This window comes from Rhizobacter sp. P3_B12, assembly GCF_056402895.1.
This window is the reverse complement of record NZ_JBFUGN010000062.1, coordinates 1-14,299: the sequence shown is the minus strand read 5'-3', so window position 1 is coordinate 14,299 and position 14,299 is coordinate 1. Positions and strand designations below refer to the sequence as shown.

Annotated in this window: 15 protein-coding genes; 7 read left to right on the top strand and 8 right to left on the bottom strand. The window is 68.0% G+C overall.

The features are described from left to right. Together AC1D01_RS05985 and AC1D01_RS05980 are read left to right on the top strand one after the other, a co-directional pair. Positions 1–440, top strand: a 440-nt coding sequence (locus AC1D01_RS05985; protein ID WP_477865153.1) for a winged helix-turn-helix domain-containing protein, incomplete at its 5' end; no start/stop codon positions are given. 24 nt (positions 441–464) lie between these two features. Then, on the top strand, positions 465–1,781 hold the full coding sequence (locus AC1D01_RS05980) for a sensor histidine kinase (protein ID WP_477865152.1): 1,317 nt from the start codon (positions 465–467) through the stop codon (positions 1,779–1,781). Between the two features lie 18 nt (positions 1,782–1,799). Here the strand turns inward: AC1D01_RS05980 and AC1D01_RS05975 are convergent, their stop codons facing one another. The 3 genes from AC1D01_RS05975 to AC1D01_RS05965 are packed head-to-tail and all read right to left on the bottom strand — an operon-like array spanning position 1,800 to position 4,966. After that, positions 1,800–3,176, bottom strand: coding sequence for an MATE family efflux transporter (locus AC1D01_RS05975; protein ID WP_477865151.1), 1,377 nt, complete (start codon positions 3,174–3,176; stop codon positions 1,800–1,802). After that, complete coding sequence (locus AC1D01_RS05970) at positions 3,173–3,604, bottom strand: DUF3717 domain-containing protein (protein ID WP_477865150.1); 432 nt, start codon at positions 3,602–3,604, stop codon at positions 3,173–3,175. Before AC1D01_RS05970 ends, AC1D01_RS05975 begins: the two co-directional genes overlap by 4 nt. Before the next feature lie 57 nt (positions 3,605–3,661). Continuing rightward, positions 3,662–4,966, bottom strand: coding sequence for a tryptophan--tRNA ligase (locus tag AC1D01_RS05965; RefSeq protein WP_477865149.1), 1,305 nt, complete (start codon positions 4,964–4,966; stop codon positions 3,662–3,664). A 39-nt stretch (positions 4,967–5,005) separates the two neighbouring features. On the opposite strand from AC1D01_RS05965, the gene purN reads away from it, so the two are divergent. Next, complete coding sequence (gene purN / locus AC1D01_RS05960; protein ID WP_477865148.1) at positions 5,006–5,629, top strand: phosphoribosylglycinamide formyltransferase; 624 nt, start codon at positions 5,006–5,008, stop codon at positions 5,627–5,629. A 10-nt stretch (positions 5,630–5,639) separates the two neighbouring features. Here purN and AC1D01_RS05955 read toward each other — a convergent pair whose 3' ends face one another. Continuing rightward, a complete protein-coding gene (locus AC1D01_RS05955) occupies positions 5,640–6,299 on the bottom strand; it encodes a DUF1345 domain-containing protein (RefSeq protein ID WP_477865147.1) in 660 nt (219 codons plus the stop codon). Then, positions 6,296–6,538 carry a DUF1653 domain-containing protein gene (locus AC1D01_RS05950; protein ID WP_477865146.1) on the bottom strand — a complete coding sequence of 81 codons (243 nt, stop codon included), beginning with the start codon at positions 6,536–6,538 and terminating at the stop codon, positions 6,296–6,298. Before AC1D01_RS05950 ends, AC1D01_RS05955 begins: the two co-directional genes overlap by 4 nt. Before the next feature lie 20 nt (positions 6,539–6,558). Here AC1D01_RS05950 and AC1D01_RS05945 point away from each other — a divergent pair, with 20 nt between their 5' ends. Both AC1D01_RS05945 and AC1D01_RS05940 read left to right on the top strand, forming a co-directional pair. Then, positions 6,559–7,818, top strand: a complete 1,260-nt coding sequence (locus tag AC1D01_RS05945; protein WP_477865145.1) for an RsmB/NOP family class I SAM-dependent RNA methyltransferase — start codon at positions 6,559–6,561, stop codon at positions 7,816–7,818. 189 nt (positions 7,819–8,007) lie between these two features. Continuing rightward, positions 8,008–9,222, top strand: a complete 1,215-nt coding sequence (locus tag AC1D01_RS05940; RefSeq protein WP_477865154.1) for a DesA family fatty acid desaturase — start codon at positions 8,008–8,010, stop codon at positions 9,220–9,222. 183 nt (positions 9,223–9,405) lie between these two features. On the opposite strand, the gene rpmG is transcribed toward AC1D01_RS05940, so the two are convergent. The 3 genes from rpmG to trxB all read right to left on the bottom strand — a co-directional run bounded on the left by rpmG (position 9,406) and on the right by trxB (position 10,984). Further along, a complete protein-coding gene (gene rpmG / locus AC1D01_RS05935; RefSeq protein ID WP_047507524.1) occupies positions 9,406–9,573 on the bottom strand; it encodes a 50S ribosomal protein L33 in 168 nt (55 codons plus the stop codon). A 14-nt stretch (positions 9,574–9,587) separates the two neighbouring features. Continuing rightward, positions 9,588–9,821 carry a 50S ribosomal protein L28 gene (gene rpmB, locus AC1D01_RS05930; protein WP_047507526.1) on the bottom strand — a complete coding sequence of 78 codons (234 nt, stop codon included), beginning with the start codon at positions 9,819–9,821 and terminating at the stop codon, positions 9,588–9,590. A gap of 203 nt (positions 9,822–10,024) precedes the next feature. Beyond that, positions 10,025–10,984, bottom strand: a complete 960-nt coding sequence (gene trxB / locus AC1D01_RS05925; RefSeq protein ID WP_477865144.1) for a thioredoxin-disulfide reductase — start codon at positions 10,982–10,984, stop codon at positions 10,025–10,027. A 212-nt stretch (positions 10,985–11,196) separates the two neighbouring features. On the opposite strand from trxB, the gene AC1D01_RS05920 reads away from it, so the two are divergent. Continuing rightward, complete coding sequence (locus AC1D01_RS05920) at positions 11,197–11,865, top strand: Crp/Fnr family transcriptional regulator (protein ID WP_047507530.1); 669 nt, start codon at positions 11,197–11,199, stop codon at positions 11,863–11,865. A 40-nt stretch (positions 11,866–11,905) separates the two neighbouring features. Beyond that, positions 11,906–14,296 carry a DNA translocase FtsK gene (locus AC1D01_RS05915; protein WP_477865143.1) on the top strand — a complete coding sequence of 797 codons (2,391 nt, stop codon included), beginning with the start codon at positions 11,906–11,908 and terminating at the stop codon, positions 14,294–14,296. The last annotated feature ends 3 nt before the right edge of the window (positions 14,297–14,299 follow it).

Genomic DNA, 14,299 nt, shown 5'->3' with positions numbered 1-14,299 from the left:
TCGTCGGCCTCGAGCTCGGCGCCGACGACTACCTGCCCAAACCCTTCGAGCCGCGCGAGCTGCTCGCGCGCGTGAAGGCGCTGCTGCGCCGTGCGACACCACCCACGGCGCCCGACGAGGTGCTGCGTTTCGGCCGCCTCGAGATCGATCTCGGCGAGCGCGTCGCCCGCCTGAACGGCGTGGCCTGCGACCTCACCAGCCACCAGTTCGACCTGCTGGTCGTGCTGGCGCAAAGCTCCGGCCGCGTGCTGTCGCGCGACCAGATCATGGACCTGCTGAAGGGCCATCCGCTCGAAGCCTTCGACCGCTCGATCGACGTGCACATCTCGCGCATCCGCGCGGTGATCGAGGACGACCCGAAGAACCCGCGCCGCGTGCTGACGGTGCGCGGCGCCGGCTACGTGTTCGCGAAGAAGCAGGACGCGGAGGGTGCCGACTGATGATCACCGGGCGTTGAGACCGCGATGCGCACGCTGACGCTGCGGATCTACCTCACCGTCGTGGCGGTGCTGCTGCTGTTCGCCTCCGGCTCGGCCTGGCTGTTCCAGCGCCACATGGAAGACGAGCGCATGCGCGCCGACAACGTGTTGTCCGAGCGCATGGCCGCCTGGGGCGACCTGATCCAGCGCTCGCTGCCCGGTGCCGAGTCGCCGCACGAGGACCAGGCCCAGGCGCTGCGCGATTGGTCGCAGCGGCTGCGCCTGCCGCTCGCGCTCGACGACCCGAGCGGCGATCGCATCTCGGCCTCCGATTCATTCGTGCTGCGCCAGGGCGAAGGCCAGACGCGCAGCTTCCAGATCCACCTCGAAGACGGCCGCACGCTGTGGGTGCTGCGGCCGGGCCTGCGGCGTCCGCCGCCCGATGGCCGCCCCGAGTTCGGGCCGATGCCGCCCAACCTGCCGTTCGTGCCGCCCAGCTGGCAGCGCGGCGTCGGCACGATCGTCGTGCTGGTGCTGCTGTTCGTCGCGGTGGCCGCCGGCGCATGGCCGGTGGTGCGGCGGCTCACGCGGCGGCTGCAGGCGCTCAAGCGTGGTGTCGAGCAGTTCGGTGCGGGCGAGTTGCATCACCGCGTGGAAGTCTCCGGGCGCGACGAGGTGGCTGCGGTGGCGGCCAGCTTCAACCTCGCGGCCGAGCGCGTCGAGGCGCTGGTGCGCTCGCACCAATCGCTGCTCGCGAATGCCAGCCATGAGCTGCGCTCGCCGCTCGCGCGCTTGCGCATGGCGGTGTCGATGATGGAAGACGCGACGCCCGAGCAGCGCCAGCGCCTGCGCCGCGAGATTGACACCAACGTCGGCGAGCTCGATGCGCTGGTCGAAGAGGTGCTGCTCGCGAGCCGCCTCGATGCGCTGCAGCACGTCGACCGCCATGAGCCGGTCGAGCTGCTGGCGCTGGCCGCCGAAGAAGGCTCGCGCGTCGGCGCCGATGCCGACGGCAACACCGCCACCGTGCAGGGCGACGAGCGGCTGATCCGCCGTGCGCTGCGCAACCTGCTCGAGAACGCCCGCCGCTATGGCGGTGCCGACATCACGATCGAGGTGCGCAACGGTGCCGGCCGTGCGCTGGTGCAGGTCTGCGACCGCGGCCCGGGCGTGCCCGAGACGCTGCGCGAGCGGATCTTCGAGCCGTTCTACCGGCTGCCCGGCCATGCCGAGCAGGCGGGCGGGGTGGGGCTGGGGCTGAGCCTCGTCAAGCAGATCGCCGAGCGGCATGGCGGCAGCGTGCGCTGCGAATCGCGCGCCGGTGGCGGCAGCTGCTTCGAGCTGAACCTGCCGCTGGCCTGACCGATCAGGCCGCTGTTCTCAAGCGACCGTTTTCTGGCGCCACAGCCAGACGAGGAAGCCGCTCAGGCCCACGGCGGCCGCCACCAGCCCGGCGGTGCAGGCCGACCAGAAGCCCAGCGCGCCATGCAGCGCGGCCGGCGTGTGGCCGGTGGTGTCGAAGGCCACCGCATAGCCGCCGCCGAGCCCGATGCCCCAGATCGCGAACGCGTAGATCAGCATCGGCACCGTCGCGAGCCGGTAGGCGCGCAGCACGAACGACGCGATCGTCTGCACCGAATCGGCGATGTGGAACACCGCGACCCAGGCCAGCAGCGGCATCGCGGCGGCAATGATGGTCGCGTTGCTGGTGTAGGCGCCGAGCACGGCTTCGCGCGAGAGGTACACCGCCGCACCCAGCACGGCCGACAGCGAGACGCCGATCAGCAGCCCGTGCCAGCCGATGCGCCGCGCGTCGGCCGCGTCGTGCGCGCCGATGCTTTGCGCCACCAGCGTGCCGCTCGCGTTGGCCAGCGCCAGCGGCAGCATGAACATCAGAGAGACCAGGTTGGCCGCGAGCTGGTGCCCGGCCACCGCGGTGCTGCCGATGCGCGAGATGAAGAACGCCATGAACGTGAAGCCGGTCACCTCGATCAGGATYGAGCCGCCCATCGGTACGCCCAGGCGCAGCAGCGCGACGATGCTGGCGCGGTCGGGCTTCGGGAACGGATGGCCGCGCAGGCCGAACGCGGCGTAGAAGCTGTCGCGCCGCAGCACCTGCCAGGCGAGTGCGAGCTGCAGCCACATCACGAGGGCCGTCGCGACGCCGCAGCCGGCGGCGCCGAGCGCGGGGATCTGCAGCGGGCCGAGCGTGCCGCCGAAGATCAGCGCGGCGTTCAGCGGCAGCTTCAGCGCCAGCGCGCCCAGTTGCAGCAGCATCACGGTGGTCGGGCGCGACACCGCGGTGTTGAAGCCGCGGAACGCGGTGAACACCAGCGCGGGCGGCAGCGCGAACGCGAGCGCGCCCAGGTAGCCGCGCACGCGCTCGGCCACCTCGGGCGAGGCCTGCGCGAGCGCGAGGAAGGGCTGCGGCATCAGCAGCAGCGCGCAACCGGGCACCGACAGCAGCAGCGCCAGCCACACCGATTGCTGGAACTGCCGGCCCGCGGCGGGCAGGTCGCGCGCGCCGAACAGCTGGCCGGCGATCGGCCCGATCGCGAGCACGACACCCATCAGGCCGACGAAGATCGTGATGTAGGTGGCACCGCCGATCGCGAGCGCCGCCAGGTCGAGCGCGGTGTGGCGCGCCACCATCACCGTGTCGGCGGTGCTGAACGCGAGCACCGCGAGCTGGCCGATGAACACCGGCCAGGCCAGGCGCGCGATGCGGCGCGCGCTGTCGACGAGGCCTGCCGTCACGCGGCGGGGCTTTCGCCGGAAGAGGTGGTCTGCGCGCGTTCGGCGTAGCGGTTGAAGCGCCAGGCGGTGCCTTCCATCGTGATGCGCCGCCAGGTGATGCGCTTCTCGGACGGCGACATCTCGGTCCACAGCTGCACCTCGTCGAAGGTGCGGCCGCAGCCCTTGCAGATGTCGTCGCCCTGGCTCGTCGAGCAGATCGCGATGCACGGCGCATCGGGCGTGCTGGCGTACCACTGCAGCCAGGCATCGCGCGCCTTGGCCGGCATCGACGCCTCGTCGCACTCGCTCTCGTGGTAGTAGACGAGCAGCGCATACACCTCGGCCAGCGCCAGCACCTGCGGGCAGGCGGTGATGCCGTCCGGCGAGGGGCTGCGATCACGCCACCAGTTGATGGCGGATTCGATGTCGGTGATGTGGATGGCGGCCATGCGGGAACCCTGCGGGGGGCAGAGCATAGCGCGGGGCGAAGACCCCCGCAGCGCGGGTTATTCCTGCGCTGCGGCCAACGCAGCGAGCGCCTGCTCGACCACGCTGCGCTCGGCACCCAGCTCGACCGGTGCATCAGGCAGTGCGGCCGCGCCTTCGGTCTTCAGCCGCTTGACCCAGGCGCCGGCCTCGCGGCCTTCGGTGAAGCTGCGGCTTTGCAGCAGCACGAGGTTGTCGGATGCGGTGAGCTTGAAATAGAACAGGCCGTCGGCTTCGCGGTATTGCTTGAAGACGGGCAGTTTCGAGGCAGTGCTGGTGTCGGCATTGATGACGCGGGTCGGTGCCACGGCCTTCATCGAGCGCAACCCGACCGCGCCGCGCAGCTCCTGCAGGAACGGCGTCGCGACCGCGCGCGCCTTGCGGGCGCCGACCAGCAGCGCTTCTTCGATGCGCTCCGGGTGCGCCATCAGGTCGGCGTAGTGCGCGCGCATCGGCCCCACGTGGGCTTCGATGCGCTCGACCAGCCGCTGCTTGGCCTCGCCCCAGCCCAGGCCGTCGCGCAGTTCGGCGCGGAAGGCGGTGCGCTGCTCGGGGGTGGCGAAGGCGTCGTGGATCGTCACGAGGTGCGAGTTGTCGGGGTCCTTCGGCTCGCCGGGCAGCTTCGAGTCGGTGACGATCAGCGCGATCGCCTCCTTCAGCGCCTTCGGGCCGCCTTCGAACAGCGGGATCGCGTTGTCGTAGCTCTTCGACATCTTGCGACCGTCGAGGCCGGGCAGCATCGCGACGGCTTCGTCGATCTGCGCCTGCGGCAGCACGAACAGCTCGCGTTCCTTGCCGAACAGGTGGTTGAAGCGCTGCGCGACATCGCGCGCCATCTCGATGTGCTGCACCTGGTCGCGCCCGACCGGCACGCGGTGCGCATTGAACAGCAGGATGTCGGCCGCCATCAGGATCGGGTAGCTGAACAGGCCCATCGTGATGCCGTCGTCGGCGTCCCTGCCCTGTGCCTCGTTGGCGTCGGTCGCGGCCTTGTAGGCGTGGGCGCGGTTCATCTGGCCCTTGGCTGTCACGCAGGTGAGCAGCCAGGTGAGCTCGGGCGTCTCGGGGATGTCGCTCTGGCGGTAGAAGGTGACGCGCTCCGGGTCGAGCCCGGCGGCCAGCCAGGTGGCGGCGATCTCCAGGCGCGAGCGCTCGATGCGGTCGGGCTCGTCGCACTTGATCAGCGCGTGGTAATCCGCGAGGAAGAAGAAGCTCTCGACGCCGGGTTCGCGGCTGGCCGCGATGGCCGGGCGGATCGCGCCGACGTAGTTGCCGAGGTGGGGAGTGCCGGTCGTGGTGATGCCGGTGAGCACGCGTTGCGTCATGGTGGGGCGCATTGTAGGTGGGCACTACACTGCCGGCCGATGAAGCGCATCGTGATCCTGATCTCCGGCCGCGGCTCCAACATGGAGGCCATCGTGCAGGCCTGCGCCGCCGAAGGCTGGCCGGCGCGGGTCGCGGCGGTGATCAGCAACCGGCCCGATGCCGCGGGGCTCGCGTTCGCGCGCGAGCGTGGCATTGCCGCGGTGGCGGTCGATCACAAGCGCTTCGACGATCGCGAGGCCTTCGATGCCGAGCTGGCCTCGGTGATCGAAGGCCACGAGCCCGACGTGCTGGTGCTGGCCGGCTTCATGCGCATCCTGACCGACGGTTTCGTGCAGCGTTTCGCCGGCCGCATGGTCAACGTGCACCCGTCGCTGCTGCCGGCGTTTCCGGGGCTGCACACGCACCGGCGGGCGATCGAATCGGGCTGCAAGCTGGCCGGCGCGACGGTGCATTTCGTGACGCCGGCGCTGGACCACGGGCCGATCATCGCGCAGGCCGCCGTGCCGGTGCTGCCGGGCGACACCGAGGCGAGCCTGTCGGCCCGCGTGCTGGCGCGCGAGCATGTGATGTACCCGCGCGCGGTGCGCTGGCTGGTGCAGGATCAGCTGCGGATCGACGGCGATGTCGTCACGCACACGGCGGGCGAATCGCAGCTGCTCTAGAGACGCAGGCTCAGATCAGGCTCGCAGCGATGTTGATCATCAGCGCGAGGATCGCCGTGTTGAACGCGAACGACAGCAGCGATTGAATCAGCACCGTGCGGCGCATCGCGCTGCGTGTGATCACGACGTCGGAGGTCTGCGAGGCGACCGCGATCGTGAACGAGAAATACAGAAAATCCCAGTAGTGGCGCGGAGCTTTCGGGTCGCCGGGGAACACCAGTCCGCATTCGGCCGGCCCGGCATCGTTGGCGAAATAGGCGCTGGCATAGCTCAGCGCGAACAGCGTGGGCAGCAGCAGCCAGGCGCCGATCACCGTGACGAGTGCGAACGCGATATGCGGCAAGGCTTGCAGCGGTGTGGCGCCCTTGGCGCTCGACAGCTCGACGCCGATCGCCGCGAAGCTCGCGATGGCCGCCGCAATGACGGTGACCAGCACCGCGCCATGCCCCTCGGCCTGCGCGACCGCGGCGCGGCGCAGGTGATGGTGGTCGGCGCGCGACATCACCCAGAACGCCTGCGCGAGGTACAGCCACACGGCGACATTCCAGCCGAGCAGCAGGTAGGGCGGCGAATGGCTGGGCAGCGGCGCCAGCGCCGCGACCAAGGCGCCGGTGCCGGCCGATATCACCAGGTGCGGCCGGGCGCGCAGCTGCTGGATCAGCGCCCTCATCGCGCGGGCAGCGGCTCGAAGCGCGGGCGCACGACGCCGTCGATCTCGACCGTCTCGACGAACATCGCGAACGGCCGCACCCACCAGCCGGTGTCGTTGTAGAGCGGGCGGTACACCACCATCGGCTCCAGCGACTCGCTGTGGCGCGCGACGCCGACCACCTCGTACTCGCCGCCCTTGTAGTGGCGGTAGAGGCCGTGCGGGAGCGTGGGAAGGGGTGGCAGGTCGGGTTCGGTCATGGGGCAAGGATAATCGCGGGATGCATCCCAACGCCCTGCTCGAACTCGCCACTGAACTGTTGCACCGCGTGCTGCGATTCGACACCCCCGCCGACAGCGTCGTGTCGGCCTTCTTCAAGGAGCACCGCGCGCTCGGTGCCCGCGAGCGCCACACGCTGGCCGAGACCACCTACACCGTGCTGCGAAAGCGGCTGCTGTTCCAGCACCTGGCCCAGTCGGGCAAGGGCGAGATGGAGCGCCGGCTGGCGCTGCTCGGCTGGCAGGGCAACGAAGGCTTTCTGCGTGCCGCGATGAACGATTTCGAGCAGCACTGGCTGCCCAAGGTGCAGGCGGTGGACGCCGCGGCGCTGCCCGACAAGCTGCGCCACAACCTGCCCGAATGGCTCGCCGATCGGCTGCAGGCCTCGCTCGGCGAGGAGTTCTGGCCGCTGGTGAACAGCCTCAACGAGGGTGCGCCGCTGGACCTGCGCGTCAACACCTTCAAGGCCAAGCGCGAGGACGTGCAGGCCGCGCTGGCCGCCAAGGGCATCGACGCGCAGCCGACGCCGTTCTCGCCCTGGGGCCTGCGGGTCCAGGGCAAGCCGGCGGTGAACAAGCTCGATGTCTTCACCGCGGGCGACGTGGAGGTGCAGGACGAGGGCAGCCAGCTGCTGGCGCTGATCACCGATGCCAAGCGCGGYGAGATGGTGGTGGATTTCTGCGCGGGGGCGGGCGGCAAGACGCTGGCGCTCGGCGCGTCGATGCGCAACACCGGGCGGCTCTACGCCTTCGACACCTCCGGCCACCGGCTGGCGGCGCTGAAGCCGCGGCTCGCGCGCAGCGGGCTGTCGAACGTGTACCCGGTGCAGATCACGCACGAGCGCGACGACCGCATCAAGCGGCTGGCCGGCAAGATCGATCGCGTGCTGGTCGACGCACCGTGCTCCGGGCTGGGCACGTTGCGCCGCAATCCCGACCTGAAATGGCGCCAGTCGCCGGAATCGGTCGAGGAACTGCGGGTCAAGCAGACCGCCATCCTCGACAGTGCGGCCCGGTTGCTGAAATCCGGTGGCCGGCTCGTCTACGCGACCTGCAGCCTGCTGGAGGCCGAGAACGAAGGCATCGCGCAGGCCTTCACCGAATCGCACGCCCGTGAGTTCACGCCGCTGGACGCGACCGCCGCGCTCGAGAAGGCGCACGCCGGCACGCCGGCCGAACTCGTCACCAACGGTTTCGTGCGTCTCTGGCCGAACCGGCACGCGACCGACGGGTTCTTCGCCGCGGTCTGGGAGCGCCGTTGATGTTTGTGGTGTCGCAGATGTGAGTGAGTGCTGACGGTCGGTGCGTTGATTTCGATCAATGCACCACCATCTGCGGAACTGAATGGTGCAAACCCCGCTCTTCCATCGGGTTGTTTGTTGGGAGGGGCCCCTACAATGCGGGACCCGTTTCTTGTGTGACGGTGCAAAGGCGATTTGATGAATCTGTTGATGACGGTCTGGGATGCTCTGGTGAACTGGCTGGCAAACGGCCTGGTCGAAACCACGTGGTGGCAAATTGTCATCATTGCGCTGGTTCTGACCCATATCACGATCGCATCCGTCACGATCTTCCTGCACCGCTCGCAAGCACACCGCTCGCTCGATCTGCATGCGGCGCCCTCTCACTTCTTCCGGCTGTGGCTGTGGCTGACGACCGGCATGGTGACCAAGGAGTGGGTCGCGATCCACCGCAAGCACCACGCGAAATGCGAAACGCAGGAAGACCCGCACAGCCCGGTCGCCCATGGCATCAAGACCGTGCTGTTCACCGGCAGCGAGCTGTACCGCGCTGAAGCCAAGAACCAGGAGACGCTCTCCAAGTACGGCCACAACACGCCGGACGACTGGATCGAGCGCAACCTCTACACCCGCTACAGCTGGCAGGGCGTCGGCGTGATGCTGATCATCAACCTGATGCTGTTCGGTGCGATCGGCGCGACGATCTGGGCGATCCAGATGGCGTGGATCCCGATCACGGCCGCCGGCATCATCAACGGCCTCGGCCACTGGTGGGGCTACCGCAATTTCGAAGCGGTCGACGCCAGCACCAACATCTCGCCGTGGGGCATCATCATCGGCGGTGAGGAGTTGCACAACAACCACCACACCTACCCGACCTCGGCCAAGCTGTCGGTCAAGAAGTACGAGTTCGACATCGGCTGGGCCTACATCCGTGGCCTCGAGATGCTGGGTCTGGCCAAGGTCCGCAAGACGCCGCCGATGCTGCGCCTGGGCGACGTGCGGCCGGTTGCCGACTCGAAGACGCTGGAGGCGATCATCGCCAACCGCTACGAGGTGATGGCCAAGTACGCCGGCGGCCTGCGCGACGCCTGCCGTGCCGAGGTCAAGCGCCTGAAGGCCGAAGGCGTTGCCGCCGGCAGTGCCAAGCTGGCCAACATGCGCCTGGCGCGCCGCTGGCTGCACCGCGACGAGGACAAGATCCCGCCGCACGTGAAGGCCCAGGTGGCGAGCGTCTGTGCCGACAGCCCGTCGCTGTCGAAGCTGGTGACGATGCGCGAAGAGCTGCGCCAGCTCTGGACCCGCACCAATGTGTCGGCCGAGCAACTGGTGATCGACCTGCAGGCCTGGTGCAAGAAGGCCGAAGAAAGCGGGATCGCCGCGCTGCAGGAGTTCGCGGTCAAGCTGCGGGCAGCCCACGCCTGACGCTTCTCGATCTCTCGCAAACGAGCCCGCTTCGAGCGGGCTTTTTTGTGGGTGGCGATTCCCGGATTGGCATCCGGGCCACGGGCCTTGTAGCCCGGATGCCAATCCGGGATCCAGTCGCCCCAGGCAACAAAAAACCCGCCGGGCCTGCGCCGAGCGGGTTTCTGGTGAAGCGAGGCTGAATTACTTCAGCTTCATTTCCTTGTACATCACGTGCTTGCGAGCCTTCGGATCGAACTTCATGATCTCGAGCTTCTCGGGCGTCGTCTTCTTGTTCTTGTCGGTCGTGTAGAAGTGACCGGTGCCGGCTGACGATTCCAGCTTGATCTTTTCGCGTCCACCTTTTGCCATGATCAGCTCCTAAATCAGAGTGCGCCGCGGGCGCGCAGGTCCGCGACCACTTGCTCGATGCCAACCTTGTCGATCAGACGCAGTGCTGCGTTCGTGATGCGCAGGCGGACCCAGCGGTTTTCGGTTTCCAGCCAGAAGCGACGGTACTGCAGGTTCGGCAGGAAACGACGCTTGGTCCGGTTGTTGGCGTGGGAAACATTGTTTCCCACCATCGGGCCCTTACCCGTTACTTGACAGACGCGTGCCATGACGCTTCTCCACTTGAATCTCGTTTCAGGAGTGGCACACAGAGCAGGCCTCGGGTGAGGTCCTCGGGGGAGGTCATCACTTCGGCTTGGTGGGTGCCTCTTCGAAAGCTGGATCAGGTGCTTCTTCAATGTTCCATCAATGAAGCGCCTGCCGCTTTCGGCAAAGACCGCGATTATAGCCAGCTTTTTGGACAGGCGCCAGTTCAGGCAGTGCCCTGCTCCAGGAAGCGTTGCGCGTCCAGTGCGGCCATGCAGCCGGTGCCGGCGCTGGTGATGGCCTGGCGGTAGACGTGATCCTGCACGTCGCCGGCGGCGAACACGCCCGGCACCGTGGTCATCGTCGCGAAACCGCCCAGGCCGCTGCGCGTGACGATGTAGCCGTCCTTCATCTCGAGCTGGCCCTTGAAGATGTCGGTGTTGGGCTGGTGGCCGATCGCGATGAAGCAGCCCTTCAGCGTCAGATCGTTGGTGCTGCCGTCCTGTGTGCTCTTCAGCCGCACGCCGGTCACGCCCGATGCGTCGCCCAGCACTTCATCGAGCGTCTGCCACAGGTGCAGCTCCATCTTGCCGGCCTTGACCTTCTCGGCCACCTTGTCGATCAGGATGGCCTCGGCGCGGAACTTGTCGCGGCGGTGGATCAGGTGCACCTTGCGGGCGATGTTCGACAGGTACAGCGCTTCCTCGACCGCGGTGTTGCCGCCGCCGACCACGCAGACATCCTGGTCGCGGTAGAAGAAGCCGTCGCAGGTGGCGCAGCCGCTGACGCCGCGGCCCATGAAGGCCTCTTCCGACGGCAGGCCGATGTACTTGGCCGAGGCGCCGGTGCAGATGATCAGCGCGTCACAGGTGTAGGTGTTGGAGTCGCCCTTCAGCGTGAACGGGCGCTTCGAGAAGTCGACCTGGTTGATGTGGTCGAACACGATCTCGGTGTTGAAGCGCTCGGCGTGCTGCAGGAAACGCTGCATCAGGTCCGGTCCTTGCACGCCCATCACGTCGGCCGGCCAGTTGTCGACCTCGGTCGTCGTCATCAGTTGCCCGCCTTGTGCGATGCCGGTCACCAGCATCGGCTTCAGGTTGGCGCGGGCCGCGTAGATGGCGGCGGTGTAGCCGGCCGGGCCGGAGCCAAGAATGAGGACCTGGGCGTGCTTGGGGGTGCTGTTCATGAAGAAGCTCGACGGAAAACAGGTGGGCGCGCGTGGCGCAAAGGCAGCGAAAGGCCGTTGAATGACCAGAAAACGGACCAAAAAACGCAGCCGAGTCTGACATGGGGTTGACTCCGGCTGGTGTCAATCTGCGTAATGGTGACAATAGCGAAATTGTAGGAACTGTGAGTTTTTCACGTTTGCCGACAACCACCCCATAAGGAGGAAGTTCGATGGCCATGTTGTCCAATCTTGACCTCATTCGGCGCGTACCGCTGTTCTCGATGCTCACCAACGAGCAGGCGACGGCGATCGCCGACAGCGTCGTCAAGCGCCGCTTCCGTCGCGGTGAAATCGTCGTGGAGCATGGCAAGAAGTCGAATGCCCTCTTCATCCTGCTGACCGGCCGCGCCCGCGTGCTCACGTCGGATTCGCGTGGCCGCGAGGTCATCCTCGCGGTGCTGCAACCCGGCGACTACGTCGGCGAGATGAGCCTGATCGACAACGAGCCGCACTCGGCCACCGTCCGGGCCGAGGTGCAGACCGACATGCTGATCCTCGGCCGCGCCGAGTTCGCGCGCTGCCTGCCGGAGAACTCCAGCCTGTCGTACGCGATCATGCGCGGCCTGGTGTCGCGCCTGCGCAGCGCCGACCGCCAGATCGAGTCGCTCGCGCTGCTCGACGTCTATGGCCGGGTCGCGCGCTCGCTGCTCGACATGTCCGAGGACGACGGCGACGTGAAGATCATCCGCAACAAGGTGTCGCGCCAGGATCTGGCGAAGATCGTCGGCGCCTCGCGCGAGATGGTCAGCCGCGTGATGAAGGATCTCGAAGACCGCGGCATCGTCGAGACCCAGGAGAACGGCTCGGTGATCATCAAGGAGCGCCTCACCAGCGGCTGAGCCCGAGAGCGGGCGTTCCGCGATCGGCCACAATCGCCGGATGACTTTTCCGCTCGGATCGCTTCGTGCCGAAGGCGGCGCCGCCGCACCGAACCATGCCGCCCCGGCCAACGCCGGCGGCACCTACACCCGCTCCACCACGGGTGGTGGTGACCCCGACGTCGACCGCGCCGGCCTGCGCACCCAACTCGCGGTGCTGATCGGTGGCGTGCTGTGGCTGCTGGCCGTGCTGGCGCTCGCCACGCACCAGGCCGCCGACAGTGCGTTCTCCACCTCGGGCACCGCAACCGCGGCACTGAACAAGGCCGGCACGCTGGGCGCCTGGTTCTCCGACATCGCGTTCGTCGTGTTCGGCTACTCGGCCTGGTGGCTGGTCGCGATCGCGGCGCGCGCGTGGCTCTCGGCGCTGGCGCGGCTGCTGCGCCATGGCGAGGATTCGGCCGCTCCCCGCGACCAGCGCCGGCCTGTCTGGGTGCTCTGGGTCGGCGTGCTGCTGCTGATGGCGGCCAGCACCGCACTCGAATGGACGCGGCTCTACCAGTGGGAATCGTTCGTCGCCGGCGGCCATGCCGGCGGCGTGCTCGGCTACCTGCTCGGTCCGGCCAGCATGAAGCTGCTCGGCTTCGCCGGCTCCGGCGTGCTGTGGATCGCGATGCTGGTCGCCGGGGCCGCGCTTGCATTTGGTTTCTCTTGGGTGCGCCTGGCCGAACGCATCGGCGCCTGGGTCGATTCGCTGCGCGAGCGCCGCGTCGAGCGCATCGAGCGCGCCGAAGACCATCGCCTGGGCGAACAGGCGCTGCGCGAGCGCGAGCACGTCGTCGAGGTCGAGCACCAGCTGGCCGAGGACCACGCACCGATCGTCATCGAGACGCCGGTGGTCGAGGTGCCGAAGTCGGAGCGCGTCGTGAAGGAGCGCCAGAAGCCGCTCTTCACCGAACTCTCCGACACGAAGCTGCCGCAGGTCGACCTGCTCGACGCCGCGCCCGGCCGCATGGAGACGGTGACGCCCGAGACGCTCGAGATGACCTCGCGGCTGATCGAGAAGAAGCTGAAGGATTTCGGCGTCGAGGTGCGCGTGGTGGCCGCCTCGCCGGGCCCGGTGATCACGCGCTACGAGATCGAGCCGGCCACCGGCGTGAAGGGCTCGCAGGTCGTCAACCTCGCGAAGGACCTGGCGCGCTCGCTGAGCCTGGTCAGCATCCGCGTCGTCGAGACGATCCCCGGCAAGAACTACATGGCGCTCGAGCTGCCGAATGCGAAGCGGCAGACGATCCGGCTGTCCGAGATCCTCGGCTCGCAGGTCTACAACGATGCGTCGTCGCAGCTGACGATGGGCCTGGGCAAGGACATCGTCGGCGGTCCGGTGGTGGCCGATCTCGCGAAGATGCCGCACTGCCTGGTGGCCGGCACCACCGGCTCGGGCAAGTCGGTGGGCATCAACGCGATGATCCTGAGCCTGCTGTACAAGGCCGAGGCCGGGGACGTCCGGCTGATCCTGATCGATCCGAAGATGCTCGAGATGAGCGTCTACGAAGGCATCCCGCACCTGCTGGCGCCCGTGGTCACCGACATGAAGCACGCGGCCAACGCGCTGAACTGGTGCGTCGGCGAGATGGAGCGGCGCTACAAGCTGATGAGCAAGCTGGGCGTGCGCAACCTGAGCGGCTACAACAAGAAGATCGCCGATGCCGCGGAGCGCGGCGAGACGCTCGGCAACCCGTTCAGCCTGACGCCCGAGCAGCCCGAGCCGCTGGAGCGCCTGCCGTTCGTCGTGGTGGTGATCGACGAACTGGCCGACCTGATGATGGTGGTCGGCAAGAAGATCGAGGAGCTGATCGCCCGCCTCGCGCAAAAGGCGCGCGCGGCCGGCATCCACCTGATCCTCGCGACGCAGCGCCCGAGCGTCGACGTGATCACCGGCCTGATCAAGGCCAACATCCCGACGCGCCTGTCGTTCCAGGTCAGCAGCAAGATCGACAGCCGCACCATCCTCGACCAGATGGGCGCCGAGGCGCTGCTCGGCATGGGCGACATGCTGTACATGCCCTCGGGCACCGGCCTGCCGATCCGCGTGCACGGCGCCTATGTCAGCGACGAAGAGGTGCACCGCGTCGTCAAGTACCTGAAGGAGCAGGGCGAGCCGAACTACATCGAGGGCATCCTCGAGGGCGGCACGCTCGACACCGAAGGCGGCGATGCCGCGCCGGGTGCGGCGGGCGAGGGCGGCGGCGAGGCCGACCCGATGTACGACCAGGCGGTCGGCATCGTGCTGCAGCACCGGCGCGCGTCGATCTCGCTGGTGCAGCGCCATCTGCGCATCGGCTACAACCGCGCGGCCCGGCTGCTGGAACAAATGGAGAAATCCGGGCTCGTAACTGCCATGTCCACCAACGGCAACCGCGACATCGTCGTGCCCAATCGTGATGAATGATGC